Here is a 15,068-nt window from a genome sequence, read left to right as displayed (position 1 = left end):
CTTTGGCCCTAGCGGCACGCAGGACGCGGTCGGTGCCGAGTCGAGCCGCTTCACGGGCGGAAAACAGCGGTATGGGCATGGTGTCACCCTCCCCGTCGAGAGGTGCAACCGTGCGGGTTCTCGTCCCGGCGTGGCATCCGCGTTCCGGATCGGGCGTGTGGAGGAGGCTTCGGCTGGCCGCGCTCACCTGTCGGTTGCGCGCTCATGCCAGCACATGAGCATCCCGACGAAACGTGAGCGGAGCACGTCGACCGCCCGAGACCGGCCCGGCGGAACGCGCCCAGCCTCACGCCGTTAGGCTGGTGCGGTGAGCAGCAGCATGTGGTCGGTGGCGCGTCGGCCGCGGTGGATCGCCGCACTGTTCCTGGCACTCGGCGTCGCCGCCGCATTCGCCGGCCTTGGCCAGTGGCAGCTCGAACGCAGCTTCGCCTCGGGCGAGATCGTCACGCGCGAGACCGAGACGACCGTGCCCCTCGTGGAGCTCGCCGAGCCGCAGGGCCCCGTCGCCGCCGCACACGATGGCCAGCTCGTCTCGGTCGAGGGCACCTGGGTGCCGGATGACACGCTCATCCTGAGCGGGCGCTACCACGACGACGATCCCGGCTACTGGCTTGTGGGGCACCTCACCACGGTCGACGGGGCGGGGCTTGCCGTGGCACTCGGGTGGTCCGCCGACGAGGCCGAGGTGACGGATGCCGCAGCCGAACTCGCTGCCGAAGCATCCGCTGGCGACGTGGTCGCCCTGGAGGGACGCTACGTCATGGGCGAGGCGCCGCAGAACTCGAACTTCGAGGCGGGCGAACTGAGCGCCATGGCGCCAGCAGCGTTTGCGAACCTCTGGTCGACCGTCGACGAGGCAGGCATCTATGGCGGCTACGTGATCGCGGATGGTCCGCCGGCGGGCCTGACGCAGATCGATGCGCCTCCGCCGCCGCTTGAACACGAGATCAACTGGCTCAACATCTTCTATGCGATCGAGTGGGCGGTCTTCGCTGGCTTCGCGATCTTCCTCTGGTGGCGTCTCGTGAAGGATGCGTGGGAGCTCGAGGAGCACGAGCGGCAGGAAGCCGCCGCAGCCGCGTCAGCCTGACGCCGCCCGCGTGGCCGCGGCCCGAGCCGCGGGGCTGAAGCCCAGTTCTCGCCCGGTAAACTGGGGCTATGCCCCTCGGCCCGCGCCCCTCTGACGTCCCCCGCATCCGCAAGACCCTCACCGTCTACAAGGTGTCGTCGTATGTCACTGGGTTCTTCCTCATCGCGCTCGTCGTGATGATGGTCACTCGCTATGGCCTGGGTGGGGACATCGAGCTCGGCGGGCAGGACGGGTTCCTGGCCCTGACCCCGCAGGCCGACATCACCGGCGTGAACGTGTCGACGATCATCCTGATCATGCACGGCTGGTTCTATGTGCTCTACCTCGCCTGCGACTTCGTGCTGTGGCGCCTGCTGCGCTTCTCCTTCAGTCGCTTCCTGCTGATCGCCCTCGGCGGCGTCATCCCGTTCCTGTCGTTCTACTTCGAGCGCACCGTTCCCAGCTTCGTCGAGGCTCGCCTCGCCCAGATCGAGCCCAAGGAGGTTCCCGCGTGAGCGAGACCGAGCAGAAGCCAGTCCTCGTCGTCGACTTCGGGGCGCAGTACGCGCAGTTGATCGCGCGGCGCGTGCGCGAGGCCGGTGTCTACTCAGAAATCGTGCCGCACACGATCAGCGCCGAGGAGATCGCCGCGAAGGCCCCCGTCGGCATCGTGTTGTCGGGCGGCCCGTCGAGCGTCTACGAGCCCGGCGCCCCGCAGCTCGACGAGGGCATCCTCGAGCTCGGCGTGCCCGTCTTCGGAATCTGCTACGGCTTCCAGGTCATGGCGAAGCAACTGGGCGGCGAGGTCGCGCACACGGGCCAGCGCGAATACGGTTCGACCGAGATCAACGTCGTCGACAGTGGCGTGCTGCTCGAAGGCCAGCCCGAGACGCAGACGGCATGGATGTCGCATGGCGACAGTGTCGCGAAGGCGCCCGAGGGCTTCCGCGTGCTCGCCTCGACCGTCGCGACCCCTGTCGCCGCGTTCGCGGACGACGAGCGCAAGCTGTACGGCGTGCAGTGGCATCCGGAGGTCAAGCACTCGGCCCACGGCCAGGGCGTGCTCGAGAACTTCCTGCACCGCGCCGCCGGCATTCCCAATGACTGGAACGCGGGCAACGTCATCCAGGAGCAGGTGGCACGCATCCGCCAGCAGATCGGCACCGGCAAGGTCATCTGCGGCCTCTCGGGCGGCGTCGACTCCGCCGTTGCGGCCGCGCTCGTGCATGAGGCCGTCGGCGACCAGCTCACCTGCGTCTTCGTCGACCACGGCCTGCTGCGCCAGGACGAGCGTCGCCAGGTCGAGGAGGACTACGTCAAGGCCACGGGCGTGCGCCTCATCACGATCGACGCTGAGGAGCAGTTCCTCACGGCGCTCGCCGGCGTGAGCGACCCCGAGCAGAAGCGCAAGATCATCGGGCGCGAGTTCATCCGCACCTTCGAGGCGGCGCAGGCGCAGCTCGTCGCCGAGTCCATGGAGGAGGAGGGCGACCCCATCCGCTTCCTCGTGCAGGGCACGCTCTACCCCGATGTCGTCGAGTCGGGCGGCGGCTCGGGCACGGCGAACATCAAGAGCCACCACAACGTCGGTGGGCTCCCTGAGGACATGACGTTTGAACTCGTCGAGCCGCTGCGGGCCCTCTTCAAGGACGAGGTGCGCCAGATCGGTCGCGAGCTCGGCCTGCCCGAGGTCATCGTGGGCCGCCAGCCGTTCCCCGGGCCGGGCCTCGGCATCCGCATCGTCGGTGAGGTCACCAAGGAGCGTCTCGAGATCCTGCGCAAGGCGGATGCGATTGCCCGAGCAGAGCTGACGCTGGCCGGCCTCGATGAGGAGATCTGGCAGTGCCCCGTCGTGCTCCTGGCCGATGTGCGTTCGGTCGGCGTGCAGGGCGACGGCCGCACCTACGGACACCCGATCGTGCTGCGGCCGGTCTCGAGTGAAGACGCCATGACGGCCGACTGGACTCGGCTGCCCTACGACGTGCTCGCCCGCATCTCGAACCGCATCACGAACGAGGTGAAGGACGTCAACCGCGTCGTGCTCGACGTCACGTCGAAGCCGCCGGGAACGATCGAGTGGGAGTGACCGCACTCTGAACCCATATCGGGGTACAAGTATTTAGCGCTTCGGGGGACAAGTGAGTAGACCTGTCGGTTTACCATAGTTGGTATGTACCGGAGCCGAGCGGATGTGCGGAGAGTCTCATGTCCATTGTGCCGCTCCCGAATACGTACGGTGCCCAACCCGTTCTTCGGTACCGGCCTATCGGTGCATCGCTATGTTGTGCAGTGCGTGCGCTGCGACTGGGCTCGCCTGGTGAAGGACTCTGAGCGGGGTCTCACGAGCCTGCGCCCGTCGCCCATCGTTGTCGAGACTGAGGCCGCGCGCTCGCCGGAGACCCCGAAGCGGCGCTTGTTCGGTCGCCGCCGCAAGGCGTAGCCCGCCCAATGCAGAAAGGGCCGCCCCTTTCGGAACGGCCCTCCTTGCTTGACTCTCAGTGACTACTCGCGGAAGATCGCGATGAGGCGCAGGATCTCGACGTAGAGCCACACGACGGTGACCATGATGCCGAAGGCGGCCTGCCATCCGAAGATGCGGGGAGCGCCGCGCTCGACGCCGGTCTTCACGTTCTCGAAGTCCATGACGAGCGAGTAGGCCGCGAGGAGCACGATCAACACACCGAGGATCGCGCCGAGCGGCACGCCAGGGATGATCTCGATGCTGCGCGCGCCGAACATACCATCGGTGACGCCGAACAGCATCAGGCCGAGGTTGACGAGCGAGAACACCGCGTAACCGACCATCGCGACAAGGAAGATCTTGGTCATGCGCGGTGATGTGCGCACCTTGCCGTTGAGGAAGAGGAAGAGCGTCACGCCAATCACGGCGAGGGTGCCGAAGACGGCCTGGGTGACGATGCCGTCCCACATGCTGTTGAACATGGCCGAGATGCCACCGACGAACAGCCCCTGGGCCGCCGCGTACGCGAGGATCAGGCCGCGCGAGGGCTGCTTCTTGAAGATGTTGACGAGCGCGAGCACGAAACCGGCGATCGCTCCAGGGATCATGAGTAGCGGCACGAACCAGCCGACGGCAGCGGTGGCGACGAGCAGGCCGAAGGCGATGAGCGTCTTGACGATCGTGTCTTCGTACGACATCCGGTCGGTGTCGACGGGGGTCGCCGAGGGGCGACCGTACATGGCGTCGAGTTCCTCGGCCGAGATCGGCTTCGAGTAGTCGACTGCCTTTGCACCCGCCGCGAATGCAGGCGAGTTGCTGAATGCGGGGTTGGCCATCTGTGGTCTTCTCCTTGGTGGTACCGGGTCTGGCGAGGCGTGACACCTCTGCGGGGTACAACACCAAACTTATAGGAGGTGTTCCCGCTTATGCTGCGAATTCGTGGCGGGATGCTCGTCAGCCGGGCGCGAAGAACAGGATGCCCAGGTAGACGAGCAGCGCGGCGCCGGCGACGCCGAGCACGATGCCGATGAGTAGCGGCACGTCGAGGCGCGTGCGCGGTGCCGCCGCGACCTCCTCTCCGCGTATCGCGCCGGGCACGGCGGCGGTCGTGACGATCGCCGAGCCACAGTAGATGCAGAACTTCCAGTCCTGGGTGAGTTCGGCGCTGCAGCTCGGGCAGGGTGGCATGCACGCATGCTAGCAACGGCGGCGCGCCCGGCGGGGTGTCATCCACAGCGCGGTCTCGCGTAGCGTGGAGCCGTGACATCCGTGCCCGGCCATTCCCGGCCCCTGGTGATCGGCCACCGCGGGGCGAGCGGGTACCGCCCCGAGCACACGCGTGCCGCCTACGAGCTGGCGATCGCCCTCGGCGCGGATGCCATCGAGCCCGATGTCGTGCCGACCCGCGATGGTGTGCTGGTGCTGCGGCATGAGAACGAGATCTCGGCAACGACGGATGTCGCGGAGCGTCCCGAGTTCGCAGAGCGGCGCACGAGCAAGACGATCGACGGCAAGAAGCTGACGGGCTGGTTCACGGAGGACTTCACGTGGGCCGAGATCGCGACGCTCCGCGCGAGGGAGCGCGTGCCGAAGGTGCGGCCAGACAACGCGACCTTCAACGGCCTCTACGGAGTGCTGCGCCTGCGCGACCTGCTGGAGATCATCGATGCCGCGCCCCGCCGTGTCGGGCTGGTGCTGGAGATCAAGCACGCCACCTACTTCGCGTCCATCGGGTTGCCGCTCGACCGCCTCGTCGCGGAGGAGCTGCGCGCGGCGGGGTGGGCCGGAGATGACCGCCTCACGGTCGAGGCTTTCGAGCTCGACGTGCTGCACGGCATCCGCCGCGAAGGTGTCCCTGCGCCTCTCGTCTACCTGCTGGAGGCGAGCGGTGCGCCGGCCGACCGGTCGGCGCGCGACGGGCGGCACGCGCGCCCCTACGCCGACGACCTCACGCCCGAGGGGCTGCTCGCCCTGCGCGACGCCGGCATCGCGGGCATCAGTGTCGACAAGCGCCTGCTGCTGCAGACGGATGCCGCGGGCAACACGCTCGGCGTGACATCCGTGGTCGACAGGGCACACGCCGCCGGGCTCACCGCCTTCTGCTGGACCCTCCGCGCCGAGAACAAGTTCCTCGGACGCAACCTGCGAAGAGGGGCGGACGCCTCTCGCTTCGGTGACTGGCTGGGGGAGTTCCAGCTCCTCATGGCGTCAGGGATCGACGGCGTCTTCGCCGACCAGCCTGACCTGGCGCTTGCCGCCCGCGCCCGCCTTTGACGCCGCTCTTGTGCGCTCGTCACAATTCCGGCGTGGTCGACGGGGCGCGAAGCGTGCGACTCCGGCAGGGGAGAGGCGCCCGCCCGCGCCCCGTGTTGGAATGGCAGCCGTCCCCTTGAACCACGATGGAGTGAACACACCATGAGAGAAGCAGTCATCGTCTCGACCGCCCGCACGCCCATCGGGCGCGCCTACCGCGGCGCTTTCAACAACACGGAGGCTCAGGATCTCGGCGGCCACGCAATCGCCGCCGCCGTCGAGCGTGCCGGTGTCGAGGGAGCCGAGATCGAAGACGTCATCGTCGGCGTCGCCATGCAGGAGGGCACGGCGGGCATCAACGTCGCCCGTCAGGCGGCCCTGCGCGCGGGCCTCCCCGCCACCGTCTCGGGCATGACGATGGACCGCCAGTGCGGTTCCGGCCTCATGGCAATCGCCACGGCGGCCAAGCAGATCATGGTCGACGGCCAGCAGATCGCGATCGGGGCCGGCCTCGAGTCCATCTCGCTCGTGCAGAACAACCATCGCAACACCTACCGGATGTTCAACCCCTGGCTCCAGGAGCACGTGCCCTCGATCTATATGCCGATGCTGGAGACGGCCGAGATCGTCTCGGAGCGTTACGGCGTGAGCCGCGACTATCAGGACGAGTACGCCCTCCAGTCGCAGCAGCGGGTCGCCGCTGCCCAGCGCGCGGGCCTCTACGCCGACGAGATCGTTCCCTTCACGGCCTCGATGGGTGTCGCCGACAAGGAGACCGGCGAGGTGAGCTTCAGGGAGGTCACGCTCGAGCTCGACGAGGGCAACCGGCCCGAGACCACGATCGAGGGTCTCTCGAGCCTCCGCACCGTGCTCTCCGACGGGGTGAAGGCCGTCGACGGCACCAGCATCCCGCACGCCACCGTCACGGCTGGCAACGCCTCGCAGCTCTCCGACGGCGCATCCGCTTCTGTGCTCATGGAGGCGGGCGAGGCCAGCCGCCGCGGGCTCCAGCCCCTCGGCATCTACCGCGGCATGGCCGTCGCCGGAGTCTCCCCCGAGGAGATGGGCATTGGGCCGGTCTACGCCGTGCCGAAGCTGCTCAAGCAGCACGGCCTCACAGTCGATGACATCGACCTGTGGGAGCTCAACGAGGCCTTCGCGTCGCAGACGCTCTACTGCCGCGACAAGCTCGGCATCGACCCCGACAAGTTCAACGTCAACGGTGGCGCCATCTCGATCGGCCACCCCTACGGGATGTCGGGCGCGCGCATGACGGGTCACGCCCTCCTCGAGGGCAAGCGCCGCGGCGCCAAGTACGTCGTCGTCACGATGTGCATCGGCGGCGGCATGGGCGGCGCCGGCCTCTTCGAGGTCGTCTAGTCGATCGCGGGGGCCCTGTCAGGGGTCGAGCCTAGACTTGAGGGCGACATGACCTTCATCCTCGACGCCGACGGCGCCCCCGCGAATCCTCTCCTCGATGGCCTCAACCCGCAGCAGCGGGAGGCCGTCGAATATCGGGGTCAGTCACTGCTGATCGTCGCGGGCGCAGGCTCGGGCAAGACGAGTGTGTTGACCCGCCGCGTCGCCGGCCTGCTGCAATCCCAGGAGGCGTGGCCGAGCCAGATCCTCGCGATCACCTTCACCAACAAGGCTGCCTCGGAGATGCGCGAGCGCGTCGAGGCACTCATCGGCCAAGCGGCCGAGGGCATGTGGATCTCGACCTTCCACTCCGCGTGCGTGCGCATCCTCCGGCGCGAGGCCGAGAACTTCGGCTTCACGAAGAACTTCACGATCTACGACTCGGCTGACTCGCGGGCCCTCATCAAGCGCATCATCAAGGAGCAGGAGGCGGATGCCTTCGGCTTCACGGTCAGCTCGGTCGCGAGCAAGATCTCCCGGCTCAAGAACGAACTCAACGATGTCGAGTCCTACGCCCGCAATGCAAACTTCAACGACCCGGCCGAGCGGGTCTTCGCGGAACTCTTCCGCACCTACACGCGCGAACTCCAGCGGGCGAACGCCTTCGACTTTGATGACCTCATCGGCCAGACGGTGTACCTCTTCCGCGCCTTTCCGCAGGTGGCGGCGGTGTACCAGCGGCGGTTCCGCCACATCCTCGTCGACGAGTACCAGGACACCAACCACGCCCAGTACTCGCTCATTCGCGAGCTGACCCGGCCGGTCGATGCGCACGTCGCCGACTCGCTCGAATCCGAGCTCGGGTATGGGCGCAGCGAGCGCGACGGCGTCGGTCGAATCCCGGGCGCCTCGCTCACGGTCGTCGGTGACTCCGACCAGTCGATCTACGCGTTCCGCGGGGCAGACATCCGCAACATCGTCGAGTTCGAGCGCGACTTCCCCAACTCGAAGGTCATCCTGCTCGAGCAGAACTACCGCTCGACCCAGAACATCCTCGACGCCGCCAACGCCGTCATCTCCAACAACTTCGACCGCAAAGACAAGAAGCTGTTCACGACGATCGGTTCCGGCGAGAAGATCGTGGGCTTCACGGGCTACAGCCAGCACGACGAGGCGCAGTTCATTGCCGACGAGATCACGACCCTGCATGAGGGCGGCCTCGACTACAAGGACATTGCCGTCTTCTACCGCACCAACGCCCAGACGCGTGCGCTGGAGGAGATCTTCATCCGCTCCGCCATTCCCTATCGGGTGCTCGGCGGCACCAAGTTCTACGAGCGGGCCGAGATCAAGGATGCGATGGCCTACCTCATCGCGATCGCCAACCCGGCCGACCCCATCGCCCTGCGTCGCATCATGAACGTGCCTAAGCGCGGCATTGGCCCCGCAACCGAGGCGGCCATGCAGTTGTGGGCCGACAAGCACGAGATGACGCTGCGGGATGCCATGCGCAACGTCGACGAGCTCGGCCTCGGCCCCAAGGTGCGCGGGGCGATCACCGACTTGGCGAAGCTACTCGACGAGCTCACGGCGCAGGCCGACCCGCCTGAGGGCGCAGGCAAGCCGGCCCGCGTCGCCGACCTGCTGGAGGCCGTGCTCAAGCGCACGGGCTATGTCGACCTGCTGCGCGCATCCCGCGACCCGCAAGACGAGGCGCGCGCCGAGAACGTCGAGGAACTCCTCGCCCAGACCCGCGAATACAACACGCGAAACCCGGATGGCACGCTCATCGACTTCCTCACCGAGGTCACGCTCGTCGCCGCCGCTGACGAACTCGACGACACGAGCGGCACCGTCTCGCTCATGACCCTCCACACGGCGAAGGGCCTCGAATACGACTCGGTGTTCCTCACGGGAGTCGAGGAGGGGCTGCTGCCCCACCAGATGTCGGCAGGGGAACCCGGGGGTCCCGCCGAGGAGCGGCGCCTCTTCTATGTCGGCATCACGCGTGCGCGTCGCCGTCTCTACCTCTCACTCGCGATGACGCGCGCGCAGTTCGGCGACGTCAACGTGGCGATGCCGAGCCGCTACCTGCAGGAGATTCCCGCCGACCTCATCGAGTGGCGGCAGTCGCCCGGCATGGCCAACAGTCGGGGAGGCACGCAGCCGCGCGCACTCAACGCGCGACGGGATGCGATCGGCTCCGGCTCGACGTCACGCGGCTTCGACCGCGGGGGCGGTTCGGGCTACGGATTCTCGGGCGGCCCCAGCGCGACGGCGCTCGCTCGCGCCGCCCGCAAGGCCGAGGCGGGGGAGAAGACCCAGTGGGCCAACAAGGTCACGGGCACGGTGCGCGACAACGGCGACCTCAAGCTTGCGGTGGGCGACCGTGTGCGCCACGACGATTTCGGCGAGGGCCGGGTCAGTTCGGTGACCGACAACGGGGCCAAGAGCATCGCCGAGATCCAGTTCGACACGGCGGGGCGCAAGCGCCTCCTCGTCAAGATAGCTCCGATCGAGAAGCTGTAGCTTCGCCCACCTGTCCGTTCGCCGCCTCCGCCGAACCTCATCGGAGCCGTAGCTTCATCCGCCCGCCATGGGGCGTGGCTCTTGCGCTACAGAATGTAGTACACCTACTATCGATCGTAAGAGACACGGTATGGAGGTGTGGCGGTGGCGAACGCGATCGAAGCACGCGGCTTGAGGATGAGCTACGGCAATCGGGTGGTGCTCGATGGCGTGGACCTTGCCGTGGGGAGGGGCGAGCTCGTCGCCCTTCTCGGGCCCAACGGTGCGGGCAAGACGACCACGATCGAACTGCTGGAGGGCTTTCGTTCGCGCGATGCGGGGGAATTGAGCGTGCTTGGCGTCGACCCGGCTCGGGGTGACGAGCAGTGGCGGGCGCGCATCGGCGTGGTGCTCCAGTCGTGGCGTGATCACCCGCGGTGGACCGTGCGGCAACTGCTCGGGCACATGGGGGAGTTCTTCGCGCCCTTCGGCGCGGCAGCGATGCCGCGGCCGATTCCCACTGATGAGGTCATCGAGATGGTGGGGCTTTCCGAGAAGGCAGGGAGCCAGATCCGTTCGCTCTCGGGCGGGCAGCGTCGGCGACTGGATGTCGCGATCGGCATCGTCGGCCGACCGGAGGTGCTCTTCCTCGATGAGCCCACCGCCGGCTTCGACCCGCAGGCGCGGCGGGAGTTCCATGAACTCATTCATCGCCTGGTCGACTTCGAGGAGACGACGATCCTCCTCACCACCCACGATCTCGCGGAGGCTGAGGTATTGGCGGATCGGATCGCGATCCTCGACGGTGGCCGGATCGTGGCATCCGGAAGCTCGGACGAACTCGCCCGGCAGGTGGCGGGGGCGAGCGAGGTGAGCTGGATGCAGGACGGCGTGCGCCACGTGCACAGCACGGGCGACGCGACCGCCTTCGTGCGCGAGCTCCTCGGCAGCGACGGTGACAGTGTCACCGAGCTGCGGGTGCGCGAACAGACACTCGAAGACACCTATCTGGCCATGGTCGCCCGCCGGAACGAGGCGGCGGCACAGGATGTCGGTGCTGAAGAGAGGGAGGCGGCGCGATGAGCGCACAGTGGAATGCCATGCGACTCGGCGCGCGGCGGGGGTGGCTCGAGTGGATCATGTCCCTGCGCAACCTAGGGGATGTCAGCTACACGATCGTGGGGGTCATCATCGCGGGCGTCGTGGTCTATCTCTACCGCGACGCCACCCTCATCGATGGCTCAACGACGCCCATGGCGGTGTACGTCGTCGCGAGCGTCCTGGCGGTGCAGCTGACGTTTGCGACGACCTACAACGTTGCGGTACTGCTCAGCACCGAACGTGAGGACGGAACCCTGCTGCGCATGAAGTCACTCCCCTCCGGGGTCAGGGCCTACACGACCGGGATCACGACGCGGGCCATCCTGGACTTCGTCGCCGTCGTGGCGGTGACCCTGGTCGTGGTCGTCGTCATCCTCTGGCCGCGGATGACGCTCTCCGCGCTTGACGTGCTCATTCTGGCGGGCGTGTTGGTGCTGGGCATCATCGCCCTGACATCCTTCGGCTTCGTGCTTGGCTCGATCTTCCGAAGTCCGCGCGCGGTCGGTGGCTGGGGGATTCTCCTCATCGGCGCCCTCGCCTGGGTATCGGGTCTTGTCCAGCCCATGGTGAGCATGCCGACATGGGCGCAGGTTATCGGCCAGGGTTCGCCGCTCTACTGGGTTGGCCTCGGCATCCGTGCTGCTCTGCTGCCGGGGGAATTCTCCGTGCTCGAGGTGGGAGGAGAATGGCGGCTATGGCTGGTTTTCCCTGTGCTTGCTGCGTGGACCGCGGCAGGGCTTCTGCTGGCGCCCATGCTCCTGTCTCGGATGGCGCGGCGTGAGTCGGCAACCAGCGTCGCCCAGGGCAGGGAGCGTGCCCTCAGCCGTGTCTGAATCGCAAAGCGCGAGTGGTTCCGAGGCATCCGGTCGGGCGGCCAAGGCCGAGCACTCGGATGCCGTGCACAACCGCCTCGCGATGCTGCGCGCCGAGCGGCGCGTGTCGCGGCGTGAGCTCGCGGATGCCGTCGGGGTGCACTACCAGACGGTCGGCTACCTGGAACGGGGCGAATACAACCCGAGCCTTCACCTCGCGCTGCGCATCGCGCGCTTCTTCGACGTGCCCGTCGAGGTCGTGTTCTCCCTGGAGCCGTTCCCTCGGCTCGGGCCGGAGGCGTAGGCCTCACCCGCACCCATGTGACGAATAGCCAATCATTGTGTGCCTTTCGCGGCACTTGTTGGGGAAACCCCTGAATCTGAGCGGGTAGAGTTCTCGGTGGCACATTCTCCGGGCCGTTGCGGCTCGTTTCAGAACATCGCCCCCATTCACCATCTCAAGCACGAATACGCGCGGATTGGAATAGAACAGCGTGGATCTATACGAGTACCAGGCCAGGGACCTCTTTGAGTCCTACGGCGTCCCCGTACTTGCCGGCCTGATCGCCGACACCCCCGAAGAGGCCAAGGCCGCGGCCGAGAAGATCGGCGGCACGGTCGTCGTCAAGGCGCAGGTCAAGACCGGTGGACGCGGAAAGGCCGGCGGCGTCAAGGTCGTCCATAACGCGGATGACGCCTACGCGGCCGCCGAGCAGATCCTCGGCCTCGACATCAAGGGGCACGTTGTCAAGCGCGTCATGATCGCGCAGGGTGCCCGCATCGACAAGGAGTTCTACTTCTCGGTGCTGCTCGACCGGGCCAACCGCTCCTACCTGTCGCTCTGCAGCGTCGAGGGCGGCATGGAGATCGAGGAGCTCGCGGTGGAGCGTCCCGAGGCGCTTGCGCGCGTCGAGGTGAACCCCAACACGGGCATCGACCTGGCCAAGGCCGAGGAGATCGCTCGTGCCGGCGGCTTCCCCGAGGAGCTCGTCTCCAAGGTCGCCCCCGTTTTCGTCAAGCTCTATGACGTCTATAAGGGTGAGGACGCGACGCTCGTCGAGGTCAACCCGCTCGTGCTCACGGAGGACGGCGAGGTCATCGCCCTCGACGGCAAGGTCACGCTCGACGAGAACGCCGGTTTCCGTCACCCCAACCACGAGGCACTCGAGGACAAGGATGCCGCTGACCCCCTTGAGGCCAAGGCCAAGGCCAACGACCTCAACTACGTCAAGCTCGACGGCCAGGTGGGAATCATCGGCAACGGCGCGGGTCTCGTCATGAGCACGCTCGACGTCGTCGCCTACGCGGGCGAGAAGCACGGTGGCGTGAAGCCGGCCAACTTCCTCGACATCGGCGGCGGCGCATCCGCCACCGTCATGGCCAACGGCCTGGATGTCATCCTGGGCGACCCGCAGGTCAAGAGCGTCTTCGTCAATGTCTTCGGTGGCATCACGAGTTGTGACGCTGTCGCGAACGGCATCGTCAAGGCGCTTGAGATCCTCGGTGACTCGGCGGACAAGCCGCTCGTCGTGCGCCTCGACGGCAACAACGTCGACGAGGGCCGCCGCATCCTCAACGAGGCCAACCACCCGCTGGTGACGCTGGCCGCATCCATGGACGAGGGCGCCGACAAGGCCGCCGAGCTCGCCGCAGCAGCGAAGTAAGGATCAGGGAATGTCTATCTTCCTCAACAAGGACTCCAAGGTCATCGTTCAGGGCATCACGGGCGGTGAGGGCACCAAGCACACCGCCCTCATGCTCAAGGCCGGCACGCAGGTCGTCGGCGGCGTGAACGCCCGCAAGGCCGGCACGACCGTCACGCACGGCGACGTCGAGCTTCCCGTCTTCGGCGCCGTCAAGGAGGCCATGGAGAAGACCGGTGCAGACGTGTCGATCGCGTTCGTGCCCCCGGCCTTCGCCAAGGACGCCATGATCGAGGCCATCGACGCCGAGATCCCCCTCCTCGTCGTGATCACCGAGGGCATCCCCGTCGGCGACTCGGCCGAGGCGTGGGCCTACGCCAAGGAGAAGGGCAACAAGACCCGCATCATCGGGCCGAACTGCCCCGGCATCATCACCCCCGACGAGGCGCTCGTCGGCATCACGCCGGCGAACATCACGGGCAAGGGACCGATCGGCCTCGTCTCCAAGTCGGGCACCCTCACCTACCAGATGATGTACGAGCTCCGTGACCTGGGCTTCTCGACCGCGATCGGCATCGGCGGCGACCCCGTCATCGGCACGACGCACATCGACGCGCTCGAGGCCTTCGAGGCTGACCCCGAGACCAAGGCGATCGTCATGATCGGCGAGATCGGTGGCGACGCTGAGGAGCGCGCAGCCGACTTCATCAAGGCCAACGTCACCAAGCCGGTCGTCGGCTACGTCGCTGGCTTCACGGCTCCCGAGGGCAAGACGATGGGCCATGCCGGCGCGATCGTCTCCGGCTCCGCGGGCACCGCGCAGGCCAAGAAGGAGGCCCTCGAGGCCGCAGGCGTCAAGGTCGGCAAGACCCCGTCCGAGGCCGCGCAGCTCATGCGCGAGATCCTCGAGTCCCTCTAAGGATTCACCGTGCGAAGGGCCCGCTTCGGCGGGCCCTTCGTCGTTTAAGTGCGCCCGATGCGCATGAGACTGCGCAACTTGCACCGCGCGCCCCCGAATACAGCAACTTGCGTAGTCTCAGGCGTTCCTCGCGGTGAAGTGCCCGCGGTAGCCGAAGACCTCGCCGAGCACGGGCACAGTGACGGCGACGTCGATCGTGTGCTGTGCCGCATCCGCGTCCCACGCGTGACGCAGACGCACCCGCGGGGTCGGCACGGGCAGCGGGTACCGCCCCAGCATGAGGCGAGCCCGTGCGGAGTGGACGATGAGCGCGCCCTCCGCGACATCCGGAACCATCTCGACCTGCAGGCGACCGCCCGCGAAGGAGTCGATCAGTCGGCCGCGGGCTACTCGAGTGGTGTCGCTCAGGATGCGGTCCGTGCGGGCGAAGTGCAGCACGCGGCGGGTTGCGATCGTGCTCGCGCCGACCGGCGCCATCTCGACCTCGAAGGGCACGTGGCGGCCGTGCTCCGACATGAGGATGCCGAACTTCGCCGTCACACCCAGGACGGGCCGCAGCCAGCGGTGGCGGGAACCGGCCTCATCGAAGATGCCCGAGGCACGCACGGCGGCGGTGCTGCCGAACCAGCGCTGGAGCTCCGGATGCAGCATCCCGAAGCGTTCGCCAAGGGCGCGGGCATACACGGAGGCGGTCATCCCCTCACCCTGTCGGAAATTCAGGAAGAACTGCTGAGAGCGTGAGCTCTGGTGGTTCCGCAGGCCCCAGCCCGGCCGAGATTCCTGAGTTTCCGAATGGGATGGCGAAGCGCGCGTTCCTGAGTTTCCGCAGGTGGACGACGGATGCTCCGTGCGGCCCCTACTCGCGGCGCGCGTTCCTGAGTTTCTGACAGGTGGGGGAGCGCGGGCGGGGCGCGGCGGCAGCGGAGGATGCCGCGGGTAGTGT

General features: G+C 67.3%; 14 protein-coding genes. 11 read left to right on the top strand and 3 right to left on the bottom strand.

Translation table 11 applies throughout. The features are described 5' to 3' along the window. The first annotated feature begins 307 nt into the window (after positions 1–307). From FVA74_RS12390 to guaA, 3 genes are all read left to right on the top strand, one after another. A complete protein-coding gene (locus tag FVA74_RS12390; RefSeq protein ID WP_240792239.1) occupies positions 308–1,090 on the top strand; it encodes an SURF1 family protein in 783 nt (260 codons plus the stop codon). Positions 1,091–1,158: 68 nt separating this feature from the next. Beyond that, positions 1,159–1,584 (top strand): DUF3817 domain-containing protein, encoded by a 426-nt coding sequence (locus tag FVA74_RS12385; RefSeq protein WP_147722794.1) that lies wholly within the window; start codon positions 1,159–1,161, stop codon positions 1,582–1,584. After that, a complete protein-coding gene (guaA, locus tag FVA74_RS12380) occupies positions 1,581–3,155 on the top strand; it encodes a glutamine-hydrolyzing GMP synthase (protein WP_147722793.1) in 1,575 nt (524 codons plus the stop codon). Before FVA74_RS12385 ends, guaA begins: the two co-directional genes overlap by 4 nt. 416 nt (positions 3,156–3,571) lie before the next feature. Here guaA and FVA74_RS12375 read toward each other — a convergent pair whose 3' ends face one another. Both FVA74_RS12375 and FVA74_RS12370 read right to left on the bottom strand, forming a co-directional pair. Then, positions 3,572–4,366, bottom strand: coding sequence for a Bax inhibitor-1/YccA family protein (locus tag FVA74_RS12375; RefSeq protein ID WP_147722792.1), 795 nt, complete (start codon positions 4,364–4,366; stop codon positions 3,572–3,574). 118 nt (positions 4,367–4,484) lie between these two features. Beyond that, positions 4,485–4,718 carry a zinc ribbon domain-containing protein gene (locus FVA74_RS12370; RefSeq protein WP_147722791.1) on the bottom strand — a complete coding sequence of 78 codons (234 nt, stop codon included), beginning with the start codon at positions 4,716–4,718 and terminating at the stop codon, positions 4,485–4,487. 81 nt (positions 4,719–4,799) lie between these two features. Here FVA74_RS12370 and FVA74_RS12365 point away from each other — a divergent pair, with 81 nt between their 5' ends. The 8 genes from FVA74_RS12365 to sucD all read left to right on the top strand — a co-directional run bounded on the left by FVA74_RS12365 (position 4,800) and on the right by sucD (position 14,125). Beyond that, on the top strand, positions 4,800–5,804 hold the full coding sequence (locus FVA74_RS12365; RefSeq protein ID WP_147723220.1) for a glycerophosphodiester phosphodiesterase family protein: 1,005 nt from the start codon (positions 4,800–4,802) through the stop codon (positions 5,802–5,804). A gap of 141 nt (positions 5,805–5,945) precedes the next feature. Continuing rightward, positions 5,946–7,163, top strand: coding sequence for an acetyl-CoA C-acyltransferase (locus FVA74_RS12360; RefSeq protein ID WP_147722790.1), 1,218 nt, complete (start codon positions 5,946–5,948; stop codon positions 7,161–7,163). A gap of 48 nt (positions 7,164–7,211) precedes the next feature. Next, complete coding sequence (locus FVA74_RS12355; protein ID WP_147722789.1) at positions 7,212–9,671, top strand: ATP-dependent helicase; 2,460 nt, start codon at positions 7,212–7,214, stop codon at positions 9,669–9,671. Positions 9,672–9,848: 177 nt separating this feature from the next. After that, complete coding sequence (locus tag FVA74_RS12350; protein ID WP_147722788.1) at positions 9,849–10,733, top strand: ABC transporter ATP-binding protein; 885 nt, start codon at positions 9,849–9,851, stop codon at positions 10,731–10,733. Further along, positions 10,730–11,584, top strand: a complete 855-nt coding sequence (locus FVA74_RS12345) for an ABC transporter permease (protein ID WP_147722787.1) — start codon at positions 10,730–10,732, stop codon at positions 11,582–11,584. Before FVA74_RS12350 ends, FVA74_RS12345 begins: the two co-directional genes overlap by 4 nt. Further along, positions 11,577–11,867: a helix-turn-helix transcriptional regulator gene (locus tag FVA74_RS12340; RefSeq protein WP_240792238.1), complete on the top strand. Its 291-nt coding sequence runs from the start codon at positions 11,577–11,579 to the stop codon at positions 11,865–11,867. Before FVA74_RS12345 ends, FVA74_RS12340 begins: the two co-directional genes overlap by 8 nt. 190 nt (positions 11,868–12,057) lie before the next feature. Beyond that, positions 12,058–13,227, top strand: a complete 1,170-nt coding sequence (sucC, locus tag FVA74_RS12335) for an ADP-forming succinate--CoA ligase subunit beta (RefSeq protein WP_147722786.1) — start codon at positions 12,058–12,060, stop codon at positions 13,225–13,227. A gap of 10 nt (positions 13,228–13,237) precedes the next feature. Continuing rightward, positions 13,238–14,125 carry a succinate--CoA ligase subunit alpha gene (gene sucD, locus FVA74_RS12330; protein ID WP_147722785.1) on the top strand — a complete coding sequence of 296 codons (888 nt, stop codon included), beginning with the start codon at positions 13,238–13,240 and terminating at the stop codon, positions 14,123–14,125. A 117-nt stretch (positions 14,126–14,242) separates the two neighbouring features. Here the strand turns inward: sucD and FVA74_RS12325 are convergent, their stop codons facing one another. Then, positions 14,243–14,821, bottom strand: a complete 579-nt coding sequence (locus FVA74_RS12325) for a DUF4166 domain-containing protein (protein ID WP_147722784.1) — start codon at positions 14,819–14,821, stop codon at positions 14,243–14,245. Positions 14,822–15,068 lie beyond the last annotated feature (247 nt).

It is taken from the genome of Salinibacterium sp. dk2585, from assembly GCF_008001035.1.
Taxonomy (GTDB): domain Bacteria; phylum Actinomycetota; class Actinomycetes; order Actinomycetales; family Microbacteriaceae; genus Homoserinimonas.
Note: the sequence above shows the minus strand (reverse complement) of the source record. Positions and strands in the feature narration are given on the sequence as shown.

Coding starts and splice junctions, on each gene's coding strand:
- FVA74_RS12355 (WP_147722789.1), top strand. CDS start 7,212: ATGACCTTCATCCTCGACGCCGACGGCGCCCCCGCGAATCCTCTCCTC.
- FVA74_RS12375 (WP_147722792.1), bottom strand. CDS start 4,366: ATGGCCAACCCCGCATTCAGCAACTCGCCTGCATTCGCGGCGGGTGCA.
- FVA74_RS12360 (WP_147722790.1), top strand. CDS start 5,946: ATGAGAGAAGCAGTCATCGTCTCGACCGCCCGCACGCCCATCGGGCGC.
- FVA74_RS12345 (WP_147722787.1), top strand. CDS start 10,730: ATGAGCGCACAGTGGAATGCCATGCGACTCGGCGCGCGGCGGGGGTGG.
- FVA74_RS12325 (WP_147722784.1), bottom strand. CDS start 14,821: ATGACCGCCTCCGTGTATGCCCGCGCCCTTGGCGAACGCTTCGGGATG.
- FVA74_RS12350 (WP_147722788.1), top strand. CDS start 9,849: ATGAGCTACGGCAATCGGGTGGTGCTCGATGGCGTGGACCTTGCCGTG.
- sucD (WP_147722785.1), top strand. CDS start 13,238: ATGTCTATCTTCCTCAACAAGGACTCCAAGGTCATCGTTCAGGGCATC.
- FVA74_RS12370 (WP_147722791.1), bottom strand. CDS start 4,718: ATGCCACCCTGCCCGAGCTGCAGCGCCGAACTCACCCAGGACTGGAAG.
- FVA74_RS12385 (WP_147722794.1), top strand. CDS start 1,159: ATGCCCCTCGGCCCGCGCCCCTCTGACGTCCCCCGCATCCGCAAGACC.